Origin of the sequence: Achromobacter sp. JD-1 (assembly GCF_038594925.1) — a bacterium.
GTDB classification, from domain to species: domain Bacteria; phylum Pseudomonadota; class Gammaproteobacteria; order Burkholderiales; family Burkholderiaceae_B; genus Achromobacter; species Achromobacter spanius_C.
In genome coordinates this window covers 122,147-147,085 of the sequence record NZ_JBCGCS010000011.1, presented here as the reverse complement: position 1 = coordinate 147,085, position 24,939 = coordinate 122,147, and the positions used below count along the sequence as shown (strand labels likewise).

The window sequence follows — 24,939 nt, the reverse complement described above, 5'->3', positions numbered from 1 at the left end:
GACGATGGAGATGCTGCAATCCTGGAAGGCCTCAACCGTGCTGGCGGCAGGCTTGTTGCTGGTGGCCGCGGCGCTGCTGGTGCTGGGCATCGGCATGGTGCGGCGCCTGCGCGGGCAGAGCCGCAGCCGCCAGGTGATCGATCAGGCGCTGGCGACGCGCCAGAACCCTGGCGCGGCGGCGGGCACGATGCCCGCCGACACGGGAGAAGGGCGGTTTTCATCGGCCACCCGTGCTGCCGATGCGTTCGGCAAGCGCTTGAGCGAAGGCCGTCTTGCCGACACGCTGCTGGCCGCCGAGGACCGCAAGATGGTCGATATGGCGGGCTATGCCAATTCCGGCACCGCGCGGTCGCGCTTTGTGGTGGCGCGCTTCGGCCTGGCCATCTTGCTGCCCATCGCGGCGGTGCTGCTCAACCAGCAGAAGCAGTTGATCGACTCTCCGATGGGCGGCTTGATCGCCGCGTTCTTCGGCTTCGCCATCGGCTACATGCTGCCCAAATGGGTGGTCAGCCGGCGTCTGGCGCGCCGCAAGCGCATGGCCGGCGACGAATTGCCGCTGCTGATCGACCTGCTGCGCTTGCTGCAAGGAGTGGGCCTGTCCATCGACCAAAGCATGCAGGTGCTGATAAAGGAATTCGCGCAGGTGCTGCCGGTGCTGTCGCACGAACTGCGGCTGGCGTCTGAACTGCATGTGCGCGGCCGCAGCCGCGAGCAATCGCTGGCGCGGCTGGCCTCGGGCTTCGACAACGACGACCTGTCGGCCATCTGCCGGCTGATTGCGCAAGTGGATCAGCATGGCGGCGCCGTGCAAGAGCCCTTGAACCGCTTTGGTGAGCGCTTGCGCGACAAACGCAGGTTGGAACTGAAGGAAAAGGTCGGCAAGACCACCGTGAAGATGACGGGGGTCATGATCGTGACCTTGCTGCCCGCGCTGTTGATCGTGACGGGCGGGGCGGGGTTCATCGCGGTATTGCGCGGCATGTCGCGCATGGGGGGGATGTAATGGCTGACGGAATCAAGAGCAAGGCGCGTGTGTTGCGGTGGACGCTGATGGCGACGACGGTGGCTGCCGGCGCGGGCCTTGCTGGATGCAAGACCAATAGCGCGGAGTCGGCCTGGCAGTTGATCCAGCAGCAACAGCAGGAACAGGCGCTGGCGCGGCAGAAGGAAGAAGAGGCCGATGCCAAGGGGCGCCCCAAAGAGCCCGAGATGATGTTGTCGCTGATTGCCGAGGCGCAGCGCCAAGAGCGGTATTTTGCGTCCCTGGCGTATATCGACGCCTATCGGCAGAAGTTCGGCAACGACGCGCGGGTGGCGGTGTTGCGTGCGGAAGCCTTGCGCCAGACCGGCCAGACGGCGATGAGCGAACAGGCGTATCGCGCGCTGCTGGGCACCGATCAGGCGGCCGACGGCTGGCATGGCCTGGGCTTGATCGCCGGCTCTCGCGGCCAGTTCGAGCAGGCCGCCGATGACTTCGCGCGCGCGGCCAAGCTGTCGCCGATGGATCCGCGCATTCTGGGCGACCTGGGTTATGCGCGGCTGCGCGCGGGGGACCCGGCCGGTGCGCGCGTGCCCTTGGGGCAGGCGGCCGAACTGGCGCCCGACAACGGCAAGGTGCTGGCCAATCTGGCCGTGCTGCTGCTGGTGGAAGGCGAGCCGGTGCGGGCGCAACGGCTGATGGATCAGGCCAGGCTCAGCGACGAGGCGCGCAACCAGGTGCTGCGCATGGCGTCTGACATCCGCACCCAGCGTGCGCCGATGCCGGTGCCCGTGGCGGCTGATGCGTCGGCAACCCGCGTGTCCAGTGGCGGCGGCATCGTGATGCCAGTGATGAGTCCGTTGATGGAAGGCCTGGGCAATGGGCCCATCGTGCGCTAACCCGTATTCAGGAAGAGATCCATGTCTGACTCCCGTTATTCCGCATCCATCGCATTGGCCGCCGCCTTGGCCGCTGCGCTGACGGCCCTGGCGCCGTTGGCCAGCCAGGCGCAGTCGAACGCGCCGCTGACTGGCGGCATGACTGGCGGCGCGACCGCTGCGGCGCCAGCTCAGGCCTTGCCGCGGGCGCCACTGCCCTCGCGGCCCGTTGTGCAGCAGGTGCAGACGCCAATGCCGCAGCCGGCAGCGACCGCCGCCACGTCTACGCAAGTCGCGCAGCCCGCATCAACCAGTACCCAGGCCGCCGCGCCGGCCGAGGAAGCGTTCGGTGACGTCACGCGAGGCTTGTTGGCCGCGCAGGCGGACGGCCGCCGCGCCGGCGCCATGTTGCCCGTGCTGGGGCCGGTCTCGACCGCCGCCTGGAACCGCTATCTGGAAAGTTTTTCGCACCCGATTCCGGAGTATCTGCAAAAGCGCGTAGAGACCAAAAGCACCAACTGAACCCCGATCCGCCTTCATTGCATTGCAATCCAGGATTGCCCACCCATGCCTGCCAGACCTCATCGTGGTGTGTCCTTGCTCCGCCAGCGCGGCAGCATGGCCGTGGCCGTCGTGTTCGCGGTGCTGGTGGGCGTGGCGATGCTGGGCGTGGCGCAGTTGGGCTACGGCTACTACATGAAACGCGAAGTGCAAAAGGCCGCGGACCTGGCGGCACTGTCGGCGGTACAGGTGCTGGGCATGGGGTCGCCAGCGGATTGCACCCGGGCCGCTGCCGCCGGCAAGACGTCCGCCTTGGCGAACCTGCCCAACATTTTTGATACCTTCGCCGCTGACGACATCACGGTGGAGTGCAAGCGGTGGGACTCCACCCGCGCCGACGCGAGCGGCATGCATGTGTTCGACCCTGCCGGCGCGGAGACGCTCAACGCCGTGCGCCTGACCATTCGCAAGCAACTCGCCAGCCTGTTCGGCACCCTGGGGCTGAGCACGACCGTATCGGTCAGCGCCGTGGCCACCAATACGCAACCCGTGGCGGCATTCACGGTGGGTTCGCGCTTGCTGCGCCTGGAACGCGGCGGGCTGCTGTCGCAATTGCTGTCCACCGTGGGCGCCTCGCCCGCGCAGTTGGACGTGCTGGACGCGGCGGGCCTGGCCAGCGTCAATATCACGCCGTCAGGCCTGCTGCAGGCGCTGGGCTTGCCGCTGTCGGTGGCTACCGGCGTGGGCACGCCAGCGGAATTGGCGGCGCTCGACAACCTGACCCTGGGCCAGTTGCTGCAAGCCACGCTGACGGTCGTCAACCAAAGCGGCACGGCGGCCGCCGACATCGGCCTGATCAGCGACGCCATCAACACGGTGCTGGCGGTGATGCCGCTGAACCTGCCCGTGAAGCTGTTTGGCGATGGCGGTGTGCTGGGTCTGTCGGTGGTGGGGGGAGACGCCACGGGCGCGCTGGCGGCGAACGTGAACGCGCTGAACCTGTTGGAAACCGCATTGGTCGTGGCCAACGGGGAGAACCTGATCAACCTGGGCTTGAGCGTGCCGCTGCTGGGCGTGGATGCCCGGGTGCGCGTGGTGGAACCGCCCACGCTGGCCATCGGCGGTATTGGCGCCCAGGCCACCAGCGCTGGCATACGCGTCTACCTGCGCGTGAACACCAGCAACATTCCGCTGGTGGGGCCCTTGCTGGCGAATACGTTGGGCACGCGGGTCGACCTGCCCATCATCATCGATGTGGCGCAATCCACCGGCACGCTGACCAACCTGTGCCAGGCGCCCTTGACGGAGCACCAGGCCACCATCGCGGTGACCGCGTCGGCGGCCAACATCTGCCTGGGACGCTTTCCGGGCATGACGTCAAACACGGATCAGAACGCCGCGAATTTCGTGTCGCTGACCAATAGCTGCGAACCCGGTTCGTTTGGCGCCATCCAGCGCCATCAGGTGTTGAACGTGCTGGGCATTCTGCCCCTGACCGCCAAGGTCACCTTGCCGGTTTTCAACTCCGCGGCGCCGGTGTCGGTCACGCTGACGGAACCACCGGGCGCGCCGTCCACGCAGACGGTGAACGCCACGTCCATCGATCTGGGCGGCTTGGCCTCGAACCTGGCGGATGCCGTGGTGGGCGGCATCCTGGGCGACCTTTTCAGTTCCGGAACGCCGCTGACCGCGGCGGAGCGCGCGGCGCTTGCCACCAACCTGGTTGGCGGCGGCGGCAGCAATGCCGGCAAGTCCATCACGCAGGTATTCAATGACATGCAGTGGTCCTCGGCCGCGTTGGATCAGTTGGGCAACCGGCTGTCCACGGGCGGCTTGACGGGCGTATTGGGCGGCACGCTGCAACTGGTGGGCAATATCCTGACGTCGCTGCTGGTGGCGCCCGTGAATGACCTGGTCTGCACGCTGGCGATCACGCCCAGCGCGATCCGGCAGTGCCGCATCAATTCGGTGGCGGCGCTGGCGCTGGACGGCAGTTCGCAGGTGGGCGGGGTGTTGTCCATCGTAGTGAATCTGTTGCAGCCGGTGCTGTCGCCCCTGTCGGCGCTGCTGCAACAGTTGCTGGACATGCTGGGCGTCAGCGTCGGCCAGACCGACGTATCGCTGCTGTCCGTCGATTGCGGTCAACCCCGCTTGGTGTACTGATGAGGATGCTTTTGAACTTCGCCCCTTCCTTGCCGGCATGGTGTCTGCGATGACACAGAAATTCACCCGCGATGAGTTCGATGTGTACGTCTGGGAAGGCACGTCGGACATTGCCGGCCGCGCGGAACGCTGTCTGGCAGGCATGGACGTGACGCTGGTGCGCGCGGACGCCGGCACGGCCTTCCCGCCGCCACGCGACCCGACGCGCCCGGCGGTGGCCCTGGTATCGGTGTCGGTCATGGGCGACAACCGCTTCAGCGGCTACGACTGGTTGTCGGCCCAAGCCATGCCGGTGATCTGGGTGTCGGCCGAGGCGCGCGGACGCGATCCGCGTTATTACCCGCCTGAATATTCCTATACGCTGCCGCTGTCCTTCACCTCGGCGGATTTGCGCAAGCTGCTGTATGAGCTGTTGGGCACGCTGGACCAGTTCAACCGATCCGCGCCCAAGCGCGAACAGCCGCTGATTGCCGTTTCCGAGCCCATGCGGGCGCTGCTGGCCGAAGCCGAGCTGTTTGCCGATTGCCGCAGCAACGCGTTGATTCACGGTGAAACCGGCGTGGGCAAGGAACGCATTGCGCGGCTGCTGCACGACCGCGCCGCCTGGTCCGATGGCCCCTTCGTGGCTGTCAACTGCGGCGCCATTCCGGAAGGACTGTTTGAAGCGCATTTCTTTGGCCACGCCAAGGGCGCCTTCACCGGCGCGGTCGGCGCGCACAAGGGCTACTTCGAACAGGCCAACGGCGGCACGCTGTTCCTGGACGAAATCGGCGATCTGCCGCTGTATCAGCAGGTCAAGCTGCTGCGCGTGCTGGAGCAAAGCGCGGTGACGCGGCTGGGCTCGACGGTCGAGATACCAGTGGATTTCCGCCTGGTCGCGGCCACCAACAAAGACCTGCGCGTGCTGGTGGGCCAGGACGAATTCCGCGCGGACCTCTATTACCGTCTGGCGGTGATCGAACTGCGCATTCCCAACCTGGAGCAGCGCGGCGGCGAAGAAAAGATCGCTATTTTTCGCGCGCTGCTCGAACGCATGGGCGGCGAGGGCGAGCCGCCGGATTGGCTGCTGGACCGTGTGGCGCGCACCCGATACGCGGGCAACGTGCGCGAGCTGTCCAACGTGGCTGAACGCGTGGCCATCATGCGCCGGCAATTCCAGGCCTGGGACCAGGCCCGCATCGAACGTATTTTTGACCAGATCGCCGAACCGCTGCGCGCCGCGGGCGCCTTGGGAGGCCCCAGCACGCTGTGCGAACCGCCGGTGTTCACGGACGCGGAACGAGCCGAGCGCGCCCGCATCCTGGCGGCCTTGGACGTCAACGGCTGGCGCCGCCAGGACACCGCCAACACGCTGGGCATCAGCCGCAAGGTGCTATGGGAAAAGATGCGAAAACTGCATTTGGGCGGTGGCCAGGGTGAAACGGCGGAAGGGGTCGTCGAGGCATCTTGATTGCCGCAATTGGGGAAGGCCCTAGGGGGCGACAATCCGCTGGCGGCTAATGTAAGCGGATCAGCCGCGAGCGAAATAAATTGCTATAGTTCCGCAACGATTTTTTTGGGGAAGGCATGAACGTCCAATTTATCCGTGCCGCCACACGCATGGCGCTGTTAGGCACGGCATTGTCCGGCTTGGCGGCGTGCGCCAGCGCTCAGCCCGAAGCGCCGAGGCCCACGGTCAAGCAGGTCGAAGATCCGCAAGCCGCTGCCAAGCCGGTAACCCCGCCCGCCGCCCCGGCCGCGCCCGCGCGACCGGCTTCCACGGTGGCCGAATTGCAAGATCTCATCCAAAGCCGCCAGGTTTCGGAACTGCGCACGGCCTATAACGGCACGTATGGCGCCAGCCTGCTGTTCAAGCCCGAAGACCTGACTTATTACGTGGCCTTGTTCCAGCAAAAGGACTTTTGGCGCGTGCTGAAGACGGTGTCCGAAAAGCAGGCCGAATCCACCTACCGCGCGTTTGCCGCGCAGTCGGCCGAGCTGGCCGAAGTCGACATCAAGCGCATCAAGCTGCAAGCCGAATACGCGCATGCCGAAAAGCTGCTGGCCAGCCGCAGCGCGCAGCTCAGCACGCTGCAGGCCGACCGTGCCTTGCGCATGCAGCAGGAACAGCAGGTGGCGGCGCGCCAGGAACAATCGCGTCAGGAAACCACCGCGCTGGCCGACCAGCAAAAGGAAGTGCGCCAGCAACTGCGTGACTTGCAGCGCCAGATTGATTCGCTGCAGGCCCAGCAAGCCAAGATCGACGCCGGCCCCGGCGCCAAGCGCGGCAAGTAATTGCCTGGGCCGCGCCAGGACGGGCCTGCGGGCCCGTTTTTTCTTGGGATGTCGGCGCCTTGCCCCTACGCCGTCAAGACGATAGCGTTTGCCGCGAGCGGATTCTTGTATTCTGTCCGCTGGCCCCCATATGACGACCATGGCTCTCAAAGTTTTTGACCTTCAGTGCGAGCACAACCACATTTTTGAAGGCTGGTTCGGATCGCACGACGACTATGACGCGCAACAGGCGCGTGGCTTGGTCACGTGCCCCGTTTGCGGCTCGGCCAGCATCACCAAGCGTCTGTCGGCGCCACGCTTGAACGTGTCGCACCTGCATGCACCGGCTCAGCCGCCCGCCGTGCCGGCAGGCGCGTCCGACGCCGAGAAAATGGCGGCCGTGCAGGCCGTGGTCATGAAGCAGGTGCGGGCGCTGTTGCGCAACACCGAAAACGTCGGCCCCCGCTTTGCGGAAGAAGCCCGCCGCATCCACGACGGCGACGCCGACGAACGCCCCATCCGCGGCACCGCTACGCCCGAAGAGCGCGAGGCCTTGGCCGAGGACGGCATTGAAGTCATGGCGGTGCCTGACTTCCTGGATGACGAACGCTTGCAGTAGGTAGGTGGCACGCCATGTGCGCCCATTTCCAGACAGCGCAACCATAAAAAAAGCCAGGCCCTGTTGTCAGGGACCTGGCTTTTTCGTACCTGCTGCCGGATCAGTTGTTGACGCGGCTGCGGTATTCGTTCGTGCGGGTGTCGATTTCGATCTTGTCGCCGATGGCGCAGAACAGCGGCACGTTCAGTTCGTAGCCGGTGTTGATCTTGGCCGGCTTGGTCACCTTGCCCGACGTATCGCCACGCACGGCGGGTTCGGTATAGGTGATTTCGCGGACGATCGTCGTGGGCAGTTCCACCGAAATGGCGCGGCCGTCGTAGAAGACCACTTCCACGGGCATCGCTTCTTCCAGGTAGTTCAGGGCGTCGCCCATGCTTTCCGCTTCGATTTCGTACTGGTTGTACTCTTCGTCCATGAAGACGTACATCGGGTCGCCGAAGTAGGAGTAGGTGCACTCCTTGCGATCCAGTTGAACGACTTCGAACTTTTCGTCGGCCTTGTAAACCGATTCGCTGGCCGAGGCGGTCAGCAGGTTCTTGAACTTCAGCTTCACAACAGCAGCGTTACGGCCAGACTTGTTGTATTCGGCTTTCTGGACCACGAGGGGATCCTTGCCGACCATGACCACGTTGCCGACTCGCAATTCCTGAGCGGTTTTCATCGATAAAACTCCGGGGGGTAGGGTGCACTCGCCGTGCTTGCAAAAAGCCGCCGTACTGTACTTGCGTACTTGCTTTGCGTACTTGCATTGCGTACCTGCATTGCGTACTTGCGGCTTTTTGCACACCCCGGGAGGCGTCAGGTTGAGGCCCGACAAAATTCAGGGCGACTCAGAAAACTCTCTATTCTAACGTTTCTTGGCCAAGTCTGCGCAAAAGTCGGCCAGATTTTCGGCCAGATCGGGTTGGGCCGCCTGCTTGGCGTCCCAGTCGCGCGCGGCGGCGGCCCAGTGTTGCCAGGCATCCGGCGCCAGCGCCGAGGAGACCGTCGCATGGGTTTGCGCGTCTTGTGGCATGTTCCAGGCCCGGATCAGCGCTTGTGCGGATTCCGGGGCCGGATAGCGGGCCAGCCATGCCTCCAACTTTTCCAGATGCACGTTCTGGTCTTGCGGGTAGATCTGCCAGACCAGCGGGCGCGCCGCCCAGGCGGCGCGGATGAACGAGTCTTCACCGCGCACGAAGTTCAGGTCCGACAACCACAGCACGCGGTCGAAATCCGGCTGGGCCACGAAGGGCAGGCGGGCCAGCAGCGGGGCGCCGGGCGCCTCGCAAGCCGCTTCCAGCCCCGGCGCGATGCCCACGGGCGCCAGCAACACGCTGGGCCGGGAATCGGCCGCCAGTGCACTGACCAACGCCTGCACCGGCGCCGAGGGATAGCAGAACAGGGTGACCGTGCGTGCGCCGTCGCGGCGGCGCGAGAGCACGGCGTCGCCCACTCCCAGCGCGCGCAAAAAGTCGTTTTGCAGATCCATCGATGCTTGCAGCGCATCGCGTTCCGCACTCAAGCCTGGTTCGCGCAGCAGGCCGCCCGTGGCGGTGGTAAAGCCGGGAAAGAAAAAGTGCTTTACCAAGCCATCAGGCCGCTGCGAGGGCAGGCCGTGACAGCTTTCCACCCAGGCTTCGGCGCTCAGGTATTCCAGATTTATCCAGACCGGGTGCACGCGGCGCATGCTGTGCAGAAAAGCGTCGGGGGGATCACAGGCAAAGGCCTCGATGACGACATCGCGTGCGCCCAGGGCCGGGTCCGGCGTGTCGGTCCAGTGCACGATATCCACGCCTGCGCAGCGCTGGCGCCCGGCGTGTTCGGCTATACCCGGTTGGATGCGGGCGAAGCTGGCCAGGTCGTCCACCCACAAGCGGATATCCCAGCCGCAGCCCTGAGATAGCCGGCGGGCCAGCCGCCAGCACACGCCGATGTCGCCATAGTTATCGACGACCCGGCAGAAGATATCCGCTTGCATGGGCGTTTAGTGGAACTTGGCCGGCGCGGCTTCGGCGTCCTCGGGCAATTCGGCGTGTACCAGTTCGCCCAGCGGGTTGGGGAAGTAAGGCGCGCCACAGTCTTCGCAATATTCCGCCGGCAGCACGCCCGGGATGCGGCGCATTTCGGTGACGCCGTATTCCTTTAGCAAGGCCGCGATTTCATCGACCACGTCAGGCTGGCCTTCGTCGGACGGCAGTTCTTCCTCGCGACCATACAAGGGCCAGACGCAGCCGTAGTACACGTCGTTGCTGTTGCGCGCCGTGAAGCTGATGCGGTATTCGTCGATGCGGCTTTCGCCGCAGCCCGCGATCACCGCGCGCAGTTGCGAGGCTTCCAGGTTGACCGCGCCTTCCAGCCAACTGACGGCGGCGCGCAGCGACAGGGGGCGCACACGGCGGTCGGCCTCGCGGTTGCTGACGTAGTAGGCGTCGGGCAGCAGGGCTTCGAAACCGCAACCCGGCAAAAGCGTGGCCAGCGTGGGTTGCGCCTGGGCGGCCCATTGTTCCTGGCAGGCGTCGCGCGTGGCGTCGGCGTCGCCCAGGCTTTCCTGCCAGCGGAAGATGGGTGCATTTTCGGGCACGGCGACGGCGCCGATGATGTAGCGCGTGTCAGCCAGCATGTTGGCCGTTTCAACTTCGGTGTTCAGCGTGGGCTTGGTGGCTTCGCCGCCCAGGGCCTGCGAGCCCAGGCGTTGCAGCCACTGCCAGGTTTCGCCGAAGGTGCGCGGCATCTGGTCCACGCTAACCAGCATGGGCATCAATGCCGTGCGGGCCTGGCTGGACAGCACATGGCCGTGCAGTTGCGCCAGCAGTGCCTGCTGGGCGCTGGCGGAAACGGGGCCGGTGGGGATGGTGTAACGGGTCCAGGCGACAATCGGCGCGACGATCAGCAACACGTCGTGCACGACGCCGTCTTTCTCGATCTTCATGGATTCGGACAGCGTTTCCGCCTGTTCGATCAAGACTTCGTAGGCGCCTATGTCGCTTTGCGCGAGGTGGTCCAGGGCCGCTTCCAGCGGGGCGTCCTGCCCAGCCTTGAGCAGCTTGGGAATCGCTTCGCCAAGCTGGTTCTCCCAGAACACGTCTTCAACGCGGCTGCCCGAGCGGTTAAGCGCCTGGGACAGCGCCACCAGGCGGGTGGCGTCGCGGGTCATGCGGGGAGCGGATTGGCTGCGGGATCGGGCCATAACTTCGAGGGACGTCCAGTAAGTGTGTAACGACGTAGTTTAACGCCCGCCGCGCGCGTCGGCGTGGCCGGGATGGTTTGCAAGGGCAGGGGCGGTCGGGCGTGGCAGTTGTACACGCATTCATTATTGATGCTGGATTGGCAACAGAGCATGCCTGTCGCAGGGGTTTATTGCTGATCGGAATCATCCGAAAATCTGGGCATCGATTTTATTGCTGGAGGCATGCACCATGCGTTGGCCTACGTTATTCGTTTCCCATGGCTCGCCCATGCTGGCCGTTGAACCCGGGCTGACCGGCCCCGTGCTGGCGGCATGGAGCCAGGCCCAGGGCCGCAAGCCCCGCGGCATCCTGGTGGTGTCGCCGCATTGGATGGGTGAGGGCCTAGCCCTGTCCACCCGCGACCAGCAAGTGGCCTGGCACGATTTCGGCGGCTTTCCGCCTGAGCTCTATACGCTGCAATACGCCGCGCCCGGGTCGCCCGAACTCGCCGCGCGCGTGCAGGCGCTGCTGGCCGAATCGGGCATCGCAGCCGACCGCGACCCGCGCCGTCCGCTGGACCATGGCGCCTGGGTGCCGTTGCGTTACCTGTATCCCGATGTCGACGTGTCGGTGGTGCAACTGTCGCTGGACATGGGCCGCGACGCGTCGGGCCAACTGGCGCTGGGCCGCGCGCTGGCGCCGCTGCGCGACGAGGGCATCCTGATCATCGGCTCTGGGTCGTTGACGCACAATCTGCGCCATGTGCGCATGCCGCAAAATGCGCCGGCGGCGCCGTATGTGACCGAGTTTCAGGACTGGTATGCGCGCCATCTGGCCGATCACAACCTGCCGGCGCTGTTGGACTGGCAGGCGCAGGCGCCGGGGGCATCGCAGGCGCATCCGCATGATGATCACCTGATGCCGCTGTATGTGGCGCTGGGCGCGGGTGGGGCATCGGCCACGCGATTGAACGACGAGATTTCGTACAGCGCGCTGGCCATGGACGCCTATCAGTTCGACGACTGAGTCGCAGCCGGCCTGCATAGTAAAAAGCCCCGAAGCCGCAAGGCTTCGGGGCTTGTGCATTGCGCCACCGCGAGGGCGGCGCAAGCGAGTGGCGGGGTCAGGCCGCCAGCAGTTGGCGCAGCACGAAGGGCAGGATGCCGCCGTGCTGGTAGTAGTCGACCTCGATCGGCGTATCGATGCGCAGCAGCACCGTCACGTCCTGCTTCGAACCGTCCTTGCGGGTGATCGTCAGCGTCACGTCCTGCATCGGCTTGATGCCGTTTTCCAGGCCGGAGATGTCGTAGGTTTCTTCGCCGGTGATGCCCAGCGACTCCACGCTGTCCGTGCCCTTGAACTGCAGCGGCAACACGCCCATGCCCACCAGGTTGCTGCGGTGGATGCGTTCAAAGCTGCGGGTGATCACGGCTTTCACGCCCAACAGTTGCGTGCCCTTGGCCGCCCAGTCGCGCGACGAGCCAGTGCCGTATTCTTCGCCGCCGAAGACGACGGTGGGCGTGCCCTGCGCCACGTACTTCATGGCCGCGTCGTAGATGGACATCTGTTCGCCGGTGGGCTGGAACAGGGTCTCGCCGCCTTCAAAACGGCTGCCGTCCGGCAGCGACGGAATCATCAGATTCTTGATGCGCACGTTGGCGAAGGTGCCGCGCATCATGATTTCGTGGTTGCCGCGACGCGAGCCGTAGCTGTTGAAATCGGCCTTCATGACGCCGTTTTCCTTCAGCCACTTGCCGGCCGGCGAGGTTTCCTTGATGGAGCCCGCGGGCGAGATGTGGTCGGTGGTGACCGAATCACCAAACACGCCCAGCGCGCGCGCGCCCTTGACGGTGGGCATCGCGGCCGGCGTCATGTCGAAGCCTTCGAAGAAGGGCGGTTCGGCAATGTAGGTGGAGTCGGGCCAGTTGTAGGTGTCGCCGGCCACGCCCTTGATGTTTTCCCACAGCTTGCCGGGGTTGCTCTTGACCTGGCCGTAGTTGGCCTCGAACACCTTCGGGTCCAGCGCGTGCTTCATCAGCGCTTCGACTTCTTCGGACGTGGGCCAGATGTCGCCCAGCCAGACGTCGCCGTTCTTGCCCTTGCCAACCGGTTCGGTCATCAGGTCGCGGGTGACGGTGCCGGCCAGCGCGTACGCCACCACCAGCGGGGGCGAGGCCAGGAAGTTGGCCTTGATGTTCGGGTGGATGCGCGCTTCAAAGTTGCGGTTGCCGGACAAGACTGCCGAGCAGACCAGGTCGTTGCCGATGATGGCTTCGTTCAGGTCGGGCGTGAGGTCGCCGGCGTTGCCGATGCAGGTGGTGCAGCCGTAGGCGGCCACGTCAAAGCCCAGCTTTTCCAGGTAGGGCAAGAGGCCCGTCTTGGTCAGGTAGTCGGTGACCACGCGCGACCCGGGGGCCAGCGACGTCTTGATGTGCTTGGGCACCTTCAAGCCGGCTTCCACCGCTTTCTTGGCCAACAGGCCGGCAGCCAGCAACACGTTGGGGTTGGACGTGTTGGTGCAGGACGTGATGGCGGCAATCAGGATGTCGCCGTTCTTGATCTTGGTGCCGGTGCTGGTGGTGAAGGTCTGGTTCAGCTTTTCGGCCGGCTGGTTGAAGCCGTTTTCGGCGACCGGTTTGGAGAACAGGTCGATGAACGTGTTCTTGACGTTGCCGATTTCAATGCGGTCTTGCGGGCGCTTGGGGCCGGCCAGCGACGGCGCCACGGTGGACAGGTCCAGCGTCAGCAGCTTGGTGAAGTTGATGTCTTGGGCGGCGGGGATGCCGAACATCTTCTGCGCCTTGAAATAGGCTTCGAAGGCGGCGATTTCGTCTTCGGTGCGACCGGTGCCACGGAAGTAATCGATGGTGCGTTCGTCAACCGGGAAGAAGCCCATGGTGGCGCCGTATTCCGGCGCCATGTTGCCGATGGTGGCGCGTTCGGCCACGGTCAGGCTGGCGGTGCCTTCGCCGCAGAACTCAACGAATTTGCCCACCACTTTTTCACGGCGCAGCATTTCGGTAATGGTCAGCACCAGGTCGGTGGCGGTGACGCCGCCGCGCAACTGGCCCTTGAGTTCAACGCCCACCACGTCGGGCGTCAGGAAGTACACGGGCTGGCCCAGCATGCCGGCTTCGGCTTCGATGCCGCCCACGCCCCAGCCCACCACGCCGATACCGTTGATCATCGTGGTGTGGCTGTCGGTGCCCACCAGCGAATCGGGGTAATAGACGTTGTTCTTTTTGTCCTGGTGCACGCCGCGCGCCAGGTATTCCAGGTTGACCTGGTGGACAATGCCGAAGCCCGGGGGCACCACGCCGAAGGTGTCAAAGGCCTGCATGCCCCACTTCATGAACTGGTAGCGCTCTTGGTTGCGCTTGAATTCCAGCTTCATGTTCAGGTCCAGCGCATTCTTGGTGCCGAAGTAGTCGATCATGACCGAGTGGTCGACGACCAGGTCAACCGGCACCAGCGGTTCAATGCTCTTGGGGCTCTTGCCCATCTTGTCGGCCACCGAACGCATGGCCGCGATGTCGGCCAACAGCGGCACGCCGGTGAAGTCCTGCAGCACCACGCGCGCCACGACGAAGGGGATTTCGTCTTCGCGGCGGGCATTGGCCTGCCAGTTGGCGAGCTGCTTGACGTGTTCTTCCGTGACCTTCTTGCCATCACAGTTGCGCAGCACGGATTCCAGCACGACGCGGATCGATACCGGGAGCCGCTGCACATCGATGCCGAGGGACTTGCCCAGCGCCGGCAGCGAATAGTACTGACAGGATTTATTGCCGATCTTGAAATTCTTGAGAGTGTCTAGGGTGTTGTGCGGCATGATGGACTCCGTGGTTTTGCCCGGCTGTGATCGCCCAGGCGCAGGCGGCATTTTCTGGCGTTTTTGCGCGTTTGTCATTGTAGGGGACACAAGCCCGAGCGAGGGCGCATGTCTTATATCTTATATAAGACTTGGGGCGCGCGTCAAAGTTCAAGCCCAAGTCCAGTCAGGTCCCGTTCAGCGACTGCGAAACCCCTACTTTGGCGGACATGGACCAAGCCCGCAAGACCCCGTCGTTTTACCAGGCTTGTCCTACAGCGGCGTGGCGACGGGCGCGGTCAAAAAACAGGGGCGCCGGCTCAGTCCAGATAGGCGCGCAGCAACGGTTCCAGTTCGCGTTTCAGGAAGTCGACCAGGGCGCGTTGGGCGGTGGACGGATAGGGGGTGGGCGAGGTCAGGATGAACAGCTTGTCGCCCGGCCCTTCCGGGCGATACGCGGGCAGCACGTCGCGCAGGCGCTGCGATTCCAGGTCGGGTTGCACGATGTAGGCGGGCAGCAAGGCGATGCCCGCGCCGTCGCGCGCGGCCTGGGCCAGAAACGGGAAGTACTCGGATTGCAGCCGGGGCGCCAGCTTGGTTTCATAGGTTTGCCCTTTGCGGGTCAAACGCAGCGTTGCCTGCGCCTTGGGGCCAGGCGGGCATAGTAAGTCGAACCGGCTCAGATCGCGCGGGTGGGCGGGCATGCCGACGCGCTGCAAATAGCCGGGGGCGGCGCACAAATGCCATTTCACGTCGCCCAGCTCGCGGGCCACGTAGTCTTGCGGTGGCTGCGAAATCACCCGCAGCGCCACGTCGATCTCTGACGAAATCAGGTCGCTGACGCGGTTGGAAAACAGGACTCGCAGGCTCAGGCTGGGGTGCTCCAGCGCAAAGCGCACCAGCAGGGGGCGCAGCGCGTCCAGTTCGCCCAGGCCAGTGGGCAGGGACAGGCGGACGTGCCCGGTGGGTTCCGTGCCCAGCTTCTGCAAGGCATGGCGCGCCGATTCCACCTCGCGCGCCATGCGCGCCCCATGTTCGTACAGCACCGTGCCCTGCTGCGTCAGTTCCAGGCGGCGGGTGGTGCGCCGGATCAACTGGGCGCCGAACGCGCGTTCCAGCTTTTGCAGGTTGCGGCTGACGTGCGACCGCGTCACCCCCTGGCGCAAGGCCGCTTCGCTTAGCGTGCCGGCCTCGACGATGGTCACGAAGAGCTGGATCAGGTTCAGGTCCAACGCGGGCAGGGCGGACATGGCTGTTTTGGATTGTTGACTCTGAGGAAACAGAGTTTACTCAGACTGAAGGATTGTCGCGATATCTGTGCGTTGATAATCTGCTTCCCACACCGGCATTGCGATCAGACAAAGGAGACAAATCATGGTGCAAAGCATGTTCCGCGCGAACCTGTTCCGCGGCCAGCGCATCCTCGTTACGGGAGGCGGCACGGGGCTGGGCCTGGCCATGGCCGAACAGCTGGCCTCGCTGGGCGCCACCGTGCATTTGTGTGGCCGCCGCCAGGCCGTGGTGGAAGAAGCCGCCGCCGGGCTGCGCGCCAAGTACGGCGGCCAGGCCTACGCGCATGCCGTCGACATCCGCGACGCCGATGCGGTGGATGCCATGGTTGAGGGCATCTGGGCCACGCACGGCGGGTTGGACGGCCTGATCAATAACGCGGCGGGCAACTTCATCAGCCCCACCGAAAAATTGTCGGCGCGCGGTTTCAACGCCATCGCCGACACCGTGTTTCGCGGCACCTTCTACATGACGCAGGCGGTAGGCAAGCGCTGGATTGCGTCCGGCACGCACGGCGCGGTGGTGTCCATCGTGGTGACCTGGGTGTGGACGGGGTCGCCGTTCGTGGTGCCCTCGGCCATGTCCAAGGCGGGCATCGACGCCATGACGAAATCGCTGGCGGTGGAGTGGGGCAGGCATGGCATCCGCCTGAACGCCATTGCGCCGGGCGTTATTCCCACCGAAGGCGCGGCGGCGCGCCTGCGTCCCAATGGCGACGGCCAGGATGCCCTGACCCAGCAGAACCCCATGCGGCGCCTGGGCACGGGGCACGACATCGGCGAACTGGCTGCCTTTTTGTTGGGACCCGGCAATGATTGGATCAACGGCCAGACGATTGCGCTGGACGGGGGCGATTACCTGGCCAATGGCGCCTATTTCAAGCAGTACTTCGATTGGTCCGACGAAGACTGGGCCGCCGCCCGCGCCGCCATCGAAGCGCGCACCGCGCAAGACAAAGCGCAACGCGCGGGGAAGCCGGCATGACGGCACGCATCATTGCCGGTGACCTGAGCCTGACGCGCGATGCGCTGGTGGCCCGGGGTGAGCAGGTCGCGGCGGGTCTGGCGGCGATGGGCGTGCGCGAAGGCGACGTCATCGCGGTGCTGCTGCGCAACGGCATGCCATATCTGGAAATCATCCAGGCCTGCAAACGGCTGGGTTGTTATTACTGCCCCATCAACTGGCATTACACGGCTGACGAGGTGGCGTTCCTGGTGGCCGACAGCGGCGCCAAGGTGTTGATCGCGGAAGACGATTTGTGGCGCCAGGTGCACGCCGCATTGCCCGCCGGCCTGCCCGCGCTGCGGGTCGCGGCAAAGGGCGATGCCAGGGCCGCGCCGCTCAGCGAAGACGATGGCGGTGGCCATGGCGCCGATTACCACGCCTGGCGCGACGCGCAGCCCCGCTACGACGGCCCCCTGGTCGCCCCGCGCGGCCACATGGCGTACACCTCGGGCACGACCGGCCGGCCCAAGGGTGTGGTGCGCCAGCCGTTTCCGGTGGACCGTCTGGCCGAGCATCTGGCGGCGGTGGAGTCCGTGGTGGAACAAGCCTACGGCCTGCGGCCGGGCTGCCGCGCCCTGCTGCCCGCACCCATCTACCACAGCGCGCCCAGCGTCTTCGCGCAAGTGGCCTTGCGTGTGTGCGACACACTGGTGCTGACGGCGCGCTTCGACCCGCTTGAGGTCTTGCGCCTGATCCAGCAGCACCGTATCGACACCGTGTATCTCGTGCCCATCATGTATGTGCGCCTGTTGAAGCTGGATGCGCCCACGCGCGCATCGTTCGACCTGTCATCGTTGCGCTTCGTGGCGTCGACCGGCGCTCCCTGCGCGCCCGAACTCAAGCGCGCGATGATCGACTGGCTGGGGCCGGTCATCCATGAAACCTATGCGTCCAGCGAAGCGGGCATGGTGACCGTGATCGACTCGCACGAAGCGCTGGCCAAGCCCGGCAGCGCGGGGCGGCCCATCGGGCCAGCGCAAGTGCGGGTCTATGCCGACGACGGCCGCGTCTGTGCGCCGGGCGAAGTCGGTCGCATCTACGTGCGGCAGCCCGCCTACGCCGACTTCACCTACCGCAACCATCCCGACGCCCGCCTGGCGGTGGAACGCGACGGGCTGATCGGCCTGGGCGACCTGGGCTACGTGGACGAAGACGGCTACCTGTTCGTGTGCGACCGGGAATCAGACCTGGTGATCTCGGGCGGCGTGAACATCTATCCCGCCGAAATCGAACACCACCTGACCCAGTACCCGGGCGTGGCCGACTGCGCCGTCTTCGGCGTGCCGGACGCGGAATTCGGCGAACGCTTGCTGGGGCTGATCCAGCCCGCGCCCGACACCGACATCAATGTGCAGGACCTGACGCAATGGCTGTCCACCCGCATCGCCCGCTACAAAGTGCCGCGCGAATTGTTGCTGCGCCCGGCGCTGCCGCGCGACGACAACGGCAAGATCGCCAAGCGCCGCTTGCGCGCCGAGTTTTGGGAGGGCCAGGCGCGCAAGGTGTAAGCGCCTGGCCGCCACGCAGCACCGCCCGAATGCCGGGCACACCACGATAGACGTCAAAAAATCAGAGTCGCCAAAGACTCGGGAGACAAGCATGTTGAAGATGAATCGTTGGATCGGCCGCGCCGCGGCCGCGATGTGGGTTTGCGCCGCCTTCGCCCCGCCCGCGGTGGCGGCGTTTCCCGACCGGCCGTTGAAGCTGGTCGTGCCCTACACGCCGGGCGGCGCGGCCGATCAGTTGTCGCGCGTGCTGGCCGAGCGCCTGTCGCGGGAACTGGCGCAGCCTGTCGTGGTAGAAAACAAGCCCGGCGCCAACACCATGATCGCCGCCACGCAGGTGGCGCGCGCGCAGCCCGACGGCTACACGCTGTTCCTGGCCAGCAACGCCAGCATGGTGTTGAACCCCATGCTCTATCAAAAGATCGCCTACGACGCGGCGCGCGACTTCCGCGTGCTGTCCGTGGTGGCCGAGCTGCCGCTGGTGGTGGTGGCCAACAACGAGGTGCCGGCCACCACGCTGGCGCAATTCGTCAGCGTGGCCAAAGCGCGCCCTGGCAAGCTGAACTACGCCTCGGTCGGCATCGGCAACCCGCTGCAACTGGCGACAGAGCTGTTGAAGTCGCGCACCGGCATGGACGTGGCGCACATTCCCTACAACGGCAGCGCGCCCGCGCTCAGTTCGCTGATGGCCAACGATACGCAGTTGATGGTGGATGTGATCAGCACGTCGCTGCCGCTGATCAAAGAGGGCAAGATCAAGGCCCTGGCGGTGACCACGTCCGAACGCCTGCCGGTGCTGCCCGACGTGCCCACGGTGGCCGAAAGCGGCTTCCCCGGTTTTCGGGCGGCCACGTGGTTTGGGGTTGCGGTGCCGGCGGAAACTCCGGCGGCCGAGGCCAACGCCCTGCGCGACGCGGTGGCCAAGGTGATGCGCCAGCCGGATTTCCGCGAACGCTTTCAGGCCTTGGGGCTGGTGATCCAGGCGCCGCGTGATCAGGCCGAGACCGAACGCTATGTGGAGGAAGACCGCAAGCGCTGGGGCGAGGTGATCCGGGCGAACCACATCAAGCTGGACTGAGCGGCCGCGTCATGCCAGCCAGCAGGCCGCGTCACGCCAGCAGGGCCGGCAGCTCGGCCGCCGCCACTTCCAGAAAGCGGCGCAGGGCCAGGGGTTCGCCTCGGCGGGCGGGCATAAGGGCGTAGATGCGCGACGGCGCGGCCCGCCAGCCCGGCAGTATCTCGACCAGTTCGCCCTTGGCCAGCATGTTGACGCACAGGTAGTGCGGTATCAACGCCAAGCCCAGCCCCGTGCGCGCCATGGAACGCAGCGTTGCCATGTTGCTGCTCAGGCAACGCGGCTGAAACGCAAGTGACGCCGTTTCCCCCGCCGGGCCGGTAAAGCGCCAGGTGTGCAGGTTGTCTTGCGTGGCATGCGCCAGAAGCGGCAGCGCGGCCAGGTCGCGCGGATGGCGCGGCGGCGGCGCCGCCTGGGCCAGGGCCGGCGCGCCGACCAGCGTCAAAGGCGCCAACGCCAGTTCGCGGCCGATCAACTGCGAATCGGTCAAGGGCGAACTCATGGCGCGAAACGCCAGGTCATACCCTTCACCCACCAAGTCGATGATTTCGTCACGCGTGTCCAGCAGCACGCGCACGCCGGGGTGGGCCAGGCAGAACCGGGCCACCATATCACCCAGCAGCGTGACCGCCAGCGGCGCCGGGGCGGTGATGCGCAACAGGCCGCTGGGCGTGTCGCCCATCGAGGCCGCCAGGTCAAACGCGGTGCGGGCTTCGCGGGCCACGGCCTGGGCGTGCACGTAAATCTGTTCGCCCATCGGGGTCAGCGACACGCGCCGGGTGTTGCGATGAAGCAGCCGGACGCCCAGGCGCGCCTCCAGCTCGGCCACGCGTCGGCTGAGCTTGGAACGCTGCATGTTCAACACGCGCGCGGCGGCCGAGAAACCACCTTTTGCCACCACTTCGCTGAACAGCAGCAGATCGTCAAGGTGATGCAGGTGCGGGTACATGGGTGGTGCGCAAACGGTTGAGGCGGGGGCGGATTGTCCTGCACACCAGGACAAATATTCCTGAAATTGGTCTCTACTGTCCGCCAGGTGGAACGCATAAGCTTCGGCATCGCAAGCGTCATTCCAATCAGGCAGCCGTTTTTTTGACTATTCATCTCAGCCAAGTCGTTGCCAGCCAGCCGCAAGCAGCCGGAGATTCGTGCACGACCCGTCCGTTTTTCCATGCCGATTTTTCCTGCTGCGCGTCGCGGGTGTCTTCCCCGTTGATCAGGGTGGACCATTTCGCCATGACCGCGTCGACAGCCGTGCTGCCGTCGGTGCCCGATCCGCGTCCCGGCATGTGTGTGGCGACGCTGATGCTGGAGGACAGCCGAGGCGGCATGCAAAGCCTGGGGGGCAACGGAGATGACCATGAATTGTGCGCGGGCGACCTGCATTGGGGGCAGGCGGATGCGGGCATCATGCGGGCCTGGCCAGCCGCGCGGGAGACGGCGCATCAGGGGGCGGACCACAGCGAAGGGGGCCACAGCGAAGGGGCCCGGCTGAATGGCCTGCGCATGGTGCTAGACCTGTCCGGCTTCCTGGCTGACCAGGCGCCTGAGCGCATCGCTGACTCCGTCTCTGATCCCCAGCCGGAACCGTCTTTGCCCGCCACGCCGTCGCTGCTGCGTGCCTGGGAAATGCCGGTGATACAGACGGATGCCGGCCGCATCCGGGTGGTGGCGGGCAGCCATGCTGGCCGGCAGTCGCCCTTGCTTACTCCAGCGCCCATAGCCATTCTGGACGCTTGGCTGCGCCCGGGCGCTACGCAGTTGGTGCCGCTGGCGCCGGGCTGGAATGCCTGGGTCTATGCCGTGTCCGGCGCGCTGGGCGTGCGCGCCAGGCATCGCCGGATTGGCGCGCCGCCACTGCCCAGGCAAGCAGGCGGCGATCCGGACTTTGCGGTGCTGGAAGCGGGGTCGGCCCTGATCGCATCCGCCTTGGCCGGTGAAGATGAAGGCGTGCTGGTCTTGATGGCGGGCAGGGCGCCCGCGCACTTCGTGTTGATGGGGCATGCGTGCAGCGCAGGCGCGCTGGTGTCGCGAACACGTCGGCGTGGCGGCGCCAAATCGCTTGCCGCTTGACCCTTTCGGCAACAGGGGCGTTTGTTGCGCGACGGCAACGTCAAGCTAAGCAAATAACAGGGAAGTATTGAGAATGATTATCGGTTTGATAACATTTGCGACTCAAGACCTCAAGACCCCTTGGTGAACGGGCTCGGTCAGGGCCTGATGCCAGGCTTTCGCGGTAGTGCCCACTGATAAGCCGTTTTCCGTGCGTGACCCAATCGGGATTGTGTGTTTTTTTGCGTGGCAACGCGCCTCACCTTCCTCTCTTGATCCCGATATGAAAATTCGAACTCTCGCTTGCGTGGCCGCGACGCTGCCATGCATGGGCGTCGTCCATGCGCAAACCACCACCCCCGTCCAAGCGCAACCCGCCACGGACAGCAGCTCGGTGGTGTCGATGCAAGCCATCAAGGTAGAGGCCAGCGCCGACGCATCGGCCGGCGGCCTGGCTCCGGCGTTCGCGGGCGGGCAGGTGGCCACGGGCGGCCGCGTGGGCGTGCTGGGCACGCTGGACAACCTGAGCACGCCGTTCAGCATCACCAGCTACACGAACGAACTGATCCAGGACAAGCAGGCGCGCAGCGTGGGTGACGTCTTGCAGAACGACGCGGGCGTGCGCGTGGCGCGCGGCTTCGGCAATTTCCAAGAGTCTTACTTCATTCGCGGCTTCATCCTCAGTTCGGACGACGTGGCCTACAACGGCCTGTACAGCCTGCTGCCGCGCCAGTACATCGCCACTGAACTGTTCGAGCGCGTGGAAGTGCTGCGCGGCGCAACCGCTTTCCTGACAGGCGCCACGCCCGGCGGCGGCGGCATCGGCGGCGTGATCAATCTTGTGCCCAAGCGCGCCCCGAACGAGCCGCTGACGCGCATCACCACCGGCGTTTCCAGCGGCGGCCAGTTCCAGCTTTCCACCGACATCGCCCGCCGCTTCGGCCCGGACGACAGCACCGGCATCCGCCTGAACGCCGCGCAACGCAGTGGCGACACGGGCATTGATGACGAACATTCGCGCACCAGCCTGGTGTCGCTGGGCCTGGATTGGCGGTCTGCGGATACGCGCTTGTCGGCGGATATCGGTTGGCAGGAAAACAAGTTGAAGCGCGCGCGTCCGAACGTGACGCTGGGTGCGGGCGTGACGACCGTGCCCGACGCGCCGGACGCAAGCTCCAACTACGCGCAACCGTGGTCGTATTCAAATGAACGCGATGTGTTTGGCACCGTGCGCGCCGAGCATGACTTCAGCGACAAGCTGACCGGTTGGGCCGCGTATGGCTTCCGCCGCAGCGATGAAGCGAACTCGCTGGGCAACGTGACGTTGACGAATGGCAGCACGGGTGATGGTACGTTCTACCGCTTCGACAACACCCGTGAAGACAGCGTCAACACGGGCGAATTCGGCTTGCGCGCCAAAGTGCGTACCGGCCCGGTCGGCCACGAGATCGTCGCGTCGGCATCCTTCTTCGATCTGAAGAAGAAAAATGCCTACATCATGGATTTCCGCAACACCTTTGCGACGAATATCTATGACCCGATCTCCTACGACAAGCCGGCCTTCAGCGCGGGAGCATTGCGAGGCAACGATATCGATAACCCCGCATTGCAAGGCCGCACGCGGATGAGCAGCTATGCCCTGGGCGACACCATGTCGTTCCTGGACGACAAGGTGCTGCTGACCTTGGGCATCCGCCATCAACGCTTGTCGCAGCGTGATTACGCTTACAACACGGGCAATGAAAGCGGTGCCTACGATGCCAGCCGCAACTCGCCGGCCGCCGGTATCGTCTTCAAGGTGGCGCCCAGTGTCTCGCTGTACGCAAACTACATCGAAGCCCTGGTCGCGGGGCCGACCGCGCCCGCGAACGCCAACGGCAAGCCGGTGCCTAACGTTGGCCAAAGCCTGCAACCGTACGTGTCCAAGCAAAAGGAAATCGGCGTCAAGTACGAAGGCGACGGCCTGGGCGCTGGCTTGGCCCTGTTCTCCACCGACAAGCCGCGCGCCTTGTACAACGCCAACAACGAGCTGACCACGTCGGGCAAAGACCGCCACCAAGGTGCGGAATTGACCGTCTACGGCGAGCCCATCAAGAGCGTGCGTGTGCTGGGCGGCTTGACCTGGCTGGATGCCGAGCAACGTTCCACCGGCAACGCCTCGCTGGACGGCAACCGCGTGATCGGCGTGCCGCGCTTCCAGGCCAACATGGGCGTGGAATGGGATATCCCAGGTGTGCAGGGCCTCGCGGTAGACGGCCGCGTCGTCTACACCGGTTCGTCCTACGCGGACGACGCCAACACGCTCAAAGTCCCTGGCTGGACCCGCTTTGACGCCGGCGTGCGCTACATGACCGACGTGGGCGGCCATCTGGTCACCCTGCGTGCTCGTGTGGAAAACATCGCCAACCGCAACTACTGGTCTTCGGTGGGCGGCTACCCCGGCAACGGCTACCTGGTGCTCGGCGGCCCGCGCACCTTCCTGCTGTCGGCAAGCATGGACTTCTGATCGAGCAGCCGGCTTCGGCCGGCATACCAAAAGCAAATCCCGGCTTCGTGCCGGGATTTTTGCTTTGGGATAGAAAGATCAACAGCGGATCACGCTGCTTCCTGAATCGTCATCTGCACATGCAGGCCCGCGGCGGTTGCCATATTGACCAGCGCGTCCAACGCAAACAGGTTGATCTTGCCGCGCATGAGATCCGACACGCGCGGCTGCGTAACACCAAGCAGTTGCGCCGCTTGCTGTTGGCTCAGATCTGAGCGGGCGATGTGGTTCTTCAGCGCCACCATCAATCCCGAGCGCAGTTTCATGATCTCAGCGTCACCGGGAGTGTCTTCAATAGCATCCCACGCGCTGGTGAATGGTTGGCTGCTCATGGGCCTGCCTCCTCTAACAGATATCAACGCCAGCTTAACGCCTTACACGCTCACCAAAACCACCCCCCGCGCGTCAAATCCGCTTCGCAGCTTTTGTACTGCGACGTGAATTTCTCCGCGCGTGCCTTGACCTTCAGCGAAACCGTTTTCAGCCACGCCTTGCGGTCGTAGCTGCGGTTGCGGTAGCCCGTCCAGCCTTCGTGGTAGTTCAGGTATTGGCCGTAGGCGTCCCATTTGGATACACCGTTGATGCGCTGGCTTTTGCTCATGTACCAGCCCATGAAGTCCAGCGCGTCGGCGAAGTCGTCGCGGCTGGCGCCCCAGCTTCCGGCTTCGCGCTTGTAGTCGGCCCAGGTTTCGTCCTTGGCTTGCGCGTAGCCATAGGCGGAACTGACGCGGCCCCAGGGGATGATGCCCAGGAAGTAATAGCGGGGCGGCAGGGCGTCCTGTTTGTAGGAGGACTCCTGATACATCATGGCCATCGGCACCGGCACGGGGGCGCCCCATTTCTTCTGCACCTTCAGGGCGGCGTCGTGCCAGTCCGGCTTTTCACGGAAGATCGCACAAATATTCTCGGGGTTGGATGGCGGCGCCGTGGCGCAACCGGCAAGCGCCAGCAGTAGCAGCGGCGGCAGCAAAAGCCGGGTCATTGGCGGGCTTCCTCTTTCGGGTCATGGCGCGCGGATTGCTGCGCCGGGGCAAGGGTCACAAAGTACCGCGATTGTATGAAAACGTATCGTGGGAAAAGTTTCCTGTTCGGATGCTTGCTCAGGCGTTAAGAGCGG

21 protein-coding genes are annotated in these 24,939 nt (G+C 65.1%); 13 read left to right on the top strand and 8 right to left on the bottom strand.

Annotated features, from left to right (window positions below; all coding sequences use genetic code 11):
• Positions 1–4: 4 nt before the first annotated feature.
• The 7 genes from WBR68_RS18405 (at position 5) to WBR68_RS18375 (ending at position 7,393) form a co-directional block, all read left to right on the top strand.
• Positions 5–1,003 carry a type II secretion system F family protein gene (locus WBR68_RS18405; RefSeq protein WP_127185144.1) on the top strand — a complete coding sequence of 333 codons (999 nt, stop codon included), beginning with the start codon at positions 5–7 and terminating at the stop codon, positions 1,001–1,003.
• A complete protein-coding gene (locus WBR68_RS18400; RefSeq protein ID WP_083447592.1) occupies positions 1,003–1,878 on the top strand; it encodes a tetratricopeptide repeat protein in 876 nt (291 codons plus the stop codon). The genes WBR68_RS18405 and WBR68_RS18400 overlap by 1 nt, the downstream gene beginning before the upstream one ends.
• A 21-nt stretch (positions 1,879–1,899) precedes the next feature.
• A complete protein-coding gene (locus tag WBR68_RS18395; protein WP_127185143.1) occupies positions 1,900–2,379 on the top strand; it encodes a DUF3613 domain-containing protein in 480 nt (159 codons plus the stop codon).
• 45 nt (positions 2,380–2,424) lie between these two features.
• Positions 2,425–4,521, top strand: a complete 2,097-nt coding sequence (locus tag WBR68_RS18390; protein WP_050448501.1) for a TadG family pilus assembly protein — start codon at positions 2,425–2,427, stop codon at positions 4,519–4,521.
• A 49-nt stretch (positions 4,522–4,570) separates the two neighbouring features.
• Positions 4,571–5,971: a sigma 54-interacting transcriptional regulator gene (locus WBR68_RS18385; protein ID WP_127185141.1), complete on the top strand. Its 1,401-nt coding sequence runs from the start codon at positions 4,571–4,573 to the stop codon at positions 5,969–5,971.
• 116 nt (positions 5,972–6,087) lie between these two features.
• Positions 6,088–6,795 carry a DUF2968 domain-containing protein gene (locus WBR68_RS18380; protein ID WP_230694931.1) on the top strand — a complete coding sequence of 236 codons (708 nt, stop codon included), beginning with the start codon at positions 6,088–6,090 and terminating at the stop codon, positions 6,793–6,795.
• A gap of 139 nt (positions 6,796–6,934) precedes the next feature.
• Positions 6,935–7,393: a DUF1178 family protein gene (locus WBR68_RS18375; protein ID WP_050448509.1), complete on the top strand. Its 459-nt coding sequence runs from the start codon at positions 6,935–6,937 to the stop codon at positions 7,391–7,393.
• A 100-nt stretch (positions 7,394–7,493) separates the two neighbouring features.
• Here WBR68_RS18375 and efp read toward each other — a convergent pair whose 3' ends face one another.
• The 3 genes from efp to WBR68_RS18360 all read right to left on the bottom strand — a co-directional run bounded on the left by efp (position 7,494) and on the right by WBR68_RS18360 (position 10,562).
• The gene (gene efp, locus WBR68_RS18370) at positions 7,494–8,054 is read right to left on the bottom strand and encodes an elongation factor P (RefSeq protein WP_006220534.1); all 561 of its coding nucleotides are present in this window, start codon (positions 8,052–8,054) and stop codon (positions 7,494–7,496) included.
• Positions 8,055–8,240: 186 nt separating this feature from the next.
• Positions 8,241–9,353 carry an elongation factor P maturation arginine rhamnosyltransferase EarP gene (gene earP, locus WBR68_RS18365; RefSeq protein WP_230694930.1) on the bottom strand — a complete coding sequence of 371 codons (1,113 nt, stop codon included), beginning with the start codon at positions 9,351–9,353 and terminating at the stop codon, positions 8,241–8,243.
• A gap of 6 nt (positions 9,354–9,359) precedes the next feature.
• The gene (locus WBR68_RS18360; protein WP_230694929.1) at positions 9,360–10,562 is read right to left on the bottom strand and encodes a DUF2863 family protein; all 1,203 of its coding nucleotides are present in this window, start codon (positions 10,560–10,562) and stop codon (positions 9,360–9,362) included.
• A 229-nt stretch (positions 10,563–10,791) separates the two neighbouring features.
• Between WBR68_RS18360 and WBR68_RS18355 the strand changes: the two genes are divergently transcribed.
• Entirely contained in the window at positions 10,792–11,568 is a 777-nt protein-coding gene (locus WBR68_RS18355) for a DODA-type extradiol aromatic ring-opening family dioxygenase (RefSeq protein ID WP_230694928.1), read from the top strand.
• Positions 11,569–11,665: 97 nt separating this feature from the next.
• Here the strand turns inward: WBR68_RS18355 and acnA are convergent, their stop codons facing one another.
• A complete protein-coding gene (acnA, locus tag WBR68_RS18350; protein ID WP_050448496.1) occupies positions 11,666–14,371 on the bottom strand; it encodes an aconitate hydratase AcnA in 2,706 nt (901 codons plus the stop codon).
• A gap of 299 nt (positions 14,372–14,670) precedes the next feature.
• Positions 14,671–15,600 (bottom strand): LysR family transcriptional regulator, encoded by a 930-nt coding sequence (locus WBR68_RS18345; protein ID WP_230694927.1) that lies wholly within the window; start codon positions 15,598–15,600, stop codon positions 14,671–14,673.
• Positions 15,601–15,736: 136 nt separating this feature from the next.
• On the opposite strand from WBR68_RS18345, the gene WBR68_RS18340 reads away from it, so the two are divergent.
• From WBR68_RS18340 to WBR68_RS18330, 3 genes are all read left to right on the top strand, one after another.
• Positions 15,737–16,624, top strand: coding sequence for an SDR family oxidoreductase (locus tag WBR68_RS18340; protein WP_230694958.1), 888 nt, complete (start codon positions 15,737–15,739; stop codon positions 16,622–16,624).
• On the top strand, positions 16,621–18,153 hold the full coding sequence (locus WBR68_RS18335; RefSeq protein WP_230694926.1) for an AMP-binding protein: 1,533 nt from the start codon (positions 16,621–16,623) through the stop codon (positions 18,151–18,153). The genes WBR68_RS18340 and WBR68_RS18335 overlap by 4 nt, the downstream gene beginning before the upstream one ends.
• Positions 18,154–18,244: 91 nt before the next feature.
• Positions 18,245–19,228, top strand: a complete 984-nt coding sequence (locus tag WBR68_RS18330) for a Bug family tripartite tricarboxylate transporter substrate binding protein (RefSeq protein ID WP_370641247.1) — start codon at positions 18,245–18,247, stop codon at positions 19,226–19,228.
• A 31-nt stretch (positions 19,229–19,259) separates the two neighbouring features.
• Here the strand turns inward: WBR68_RS18330 and WBR68_RS18325 are convergent, their stop codons facing one another.
• On the bottom strand, positions 19,260–20,174 hold the full coding sequence (locus WBR68_RS18325; RefSeq protein ID WP_050448493.1) for a LysR substrate-binding domain-containing protein: 915 nt from the start codon (positions 20,172–20,174) through the stop codon (positions 19,260–19,262).
• A 287-nt stretch (positions 20,175–20,461) separates the two neighbouring features.
• On the opposite strand from WBR68_RS18325, the gene WBR68_RS18320 reads away from it, so the two are divergent.
• The gene (locus WBR68_RS18320; protein WP_230694925.1) at positions 20,462–21,298 is read left to right on the top strand and encodes a pirin family protein; all 837 of its coding nucleotides are present in this window, start codon (positions 20,462–20,464) and stop codon (positions 21,296–21,298) included.
• A 262-nt stretch (positions 21,299–21,560) separates the two neighbouring features.
• A complete protein-coding gene (locus tag WBR68_RS18315) occupies positions 21,561–23,783 on the top strand; it encodes a TonB-dependent receptor (protein WP_050448491.1) in 2,223 nt (740 codons plus the stop codon).
• A gap of 89 nt (positions 23,784–23,872) precedes the next feature.
• Here the strand turns inward: WBR68_RS18315 and WBR68_RS18310 are convergent, their stop codons facing one another.
• Both WBR68_RS18310 and WBR68_RS18305 read right to left on the bottom strand, forming a co-directional pair.
• Positions 23,873–24,154: a helix-turn-helix domain-containing protein gene (locus WBR68_RS18310; RefSeq protein ID WP_230694924.1), complete on the bottom strand. Its 282-nt coding sequence runs from the start codon at positions 24,152–24,154 to the stop codon at positions 23,873–23,875.
• 50 nt (positions 24,155–24,204) lie between these two features.
• Positions 24,205–24,804: a transglycosylase SLT domain-containing protein gene (locus WBR68_RS18305; RefSeq protein ID WP_050448489.1), complete on the bottom strand. Its 600-nt coding sequence runs from the start codon at positions 24,802–24,804 to the stop codon at positions 24,205–24,207.
• Positions 24,805–24,939 lie beyond the last annotated feature (135 nt).

What these genes read in the sequence shown, in the direction of transcription:
- WBR68_RS18405 (WP_127185144.1), top strand. Translation starts at nt 5, where the DNA reads ATGGAGATGCTGCAATCCTGGAAGGCCTCAACCGTGCTGGCGGCAGGC.
- WBR68_RS18400 (WP_083447592.1), top strand. Translation starts at nt 1,003, where the DNA reads ATGGCTGACGGAATCAAGAGCAAGGCGCGTGTGTTGCGGTGGACGCTG.
- WBR68_RS18395 (WP_127185143.1), top strand. Translation starts at nt 1,900, where the DNA reads ATGTCTGACTCCCGTTATTCCGCATCCATCGCATTGGCCGCCGCCTTG.
- WBR68_RS18390 (WP_050448501.1), top strand. Translation starts at nt 2,425, where the DNA reads ATGCCTGCCAGACCTCATCGTGGTGTGTCCTTGCTCCGCCAGCGCGGC.
- WBR68_RS18385 (WP_127185141.1), top strand. Translation starts at nt 4,571, where the DNA reads ATGACACAGAAATTCACCCGCGATGAGTTCGATGTGTACGTCTGGGAA.
- WBR68_RS18380 (WP_230694931.1), top strand. Translation starts at nt 6,088, where the DNA reads ATGAACGTCCAATTTATCCGTGCCGCCACACGCATGGCGCTGTTAGGC.
- WBR68_RS18375 (WP_050448509.1), top strand. Translation starts at nt 6,935, where the DNA reads ATGGCTCTCAAAGTTTTTGACCTTCAGTGCGAGCACAACCACATTTTT.
- efp (WP_006220534.1), bottom strand. Translation starts at nt 8,054, where the DNA reads ATGAAAACCGCTCAGGAATTGCGAGTCGGCAACGTGGTCATGGTCGGC.
- earP (WP_230694930.1), bottom strand. Translation starts at nt 9,353, where the DNA reads ATGCAAGCGGATATCTTCTGCCGGGTCGTCGATAACTATGGCGACATC.
- WBR68_RS18360 (WP_230694929.1), bottom strand. Translation starts at nt 10,562, where the DNA reads ATGGCCCGATCCCGCAGCCAATCCGCTCCCCGCATGACCCGCGACGCC.
- WBR68_RS18355 (WP_230694928.1), top strand. Translation starts at nt 10,792, where the DNA reads ATGCGTTGGCCTACGTTATTCGTTTCCCATGGCTCGCCCATGCTGGCC.
- acnA (WP_050448496.1), bottom strand. Translation starts at nt 14,371, where the DNA reads ATGCCGCACAACACCCTAGACACTCTCAAGAATTTCAAGATCGGCAAT.
- WBR68_RS18345 (WP_230694927.1), bottom strand. Translation starts at nt 15,600, where the DNA reads ATGTCCGCCCTGCCCGCGTTGGACCTGAACCTGATCCAGCTCTTCGTG.
- WBR68_RS18340 (WP_230694958.1), top strand. Translation starts at nt 15,737, where the DNA reads ATGTTCCGCGCGAACCTGTTCCGCGGCCAGCGCATCCTCGTTACGGGA.
- WBR68_RS18335 (WP_230694926.1), top strand. Translation starts at nt 16,621, where the DNA reads ATGACGGCACGCATCATTGCCGGTGACCTGAGCCTGACGCGCGATGCG.
- WBR68_RS18330 (WP_370641247.1), top strand. Translation starts at nt 18,245, where the DNA reads ATGTTGAAGATGAATCGTTGGATCGGCCGCGCCGCGGCCGCGATGTGG.
- WBR68_RS18325 (WP_050448493.1), bottom strand. Translation starts at nt 20,174, where the DNA reads ATGTACCCGCACCTGCATCACCTTGACGATCTGCTGCTGTTCAGCGAA.
- WBR68_RS18320 (WP_230694925.1), top strand. Translation starts at nt 20,462, where the DNA reads ATGACCGCGTCGACAGCCGTGCTGCCGTCGGTGCCCGATCCGCGTCCC.
- WBR68_RS18315 (WP_050448491.1), top strand. Translation starts at nt 21,561, where the DNA reads ATGAAAATTCGAACTCTCGCTTGCGTGGCCGCGACGCTGCCATGCATG.
- WBR68_RS18310 (WP_230694924.1), bottom strand. Translation starts at nt 24,154, where the DNA reads ATGAGCAGCCAACCATTCACCAGCGCGTGGGATGCTATTGAAGACACT.
- WBR68_RS18305 (WP_050448489.1), bottom strand. Translation starts at nt 24,804, where the DNA reads ATGACCCGGCTTTTGCTGCCGCCGCTGCTACTGCTGGCGCTTGCCGGT.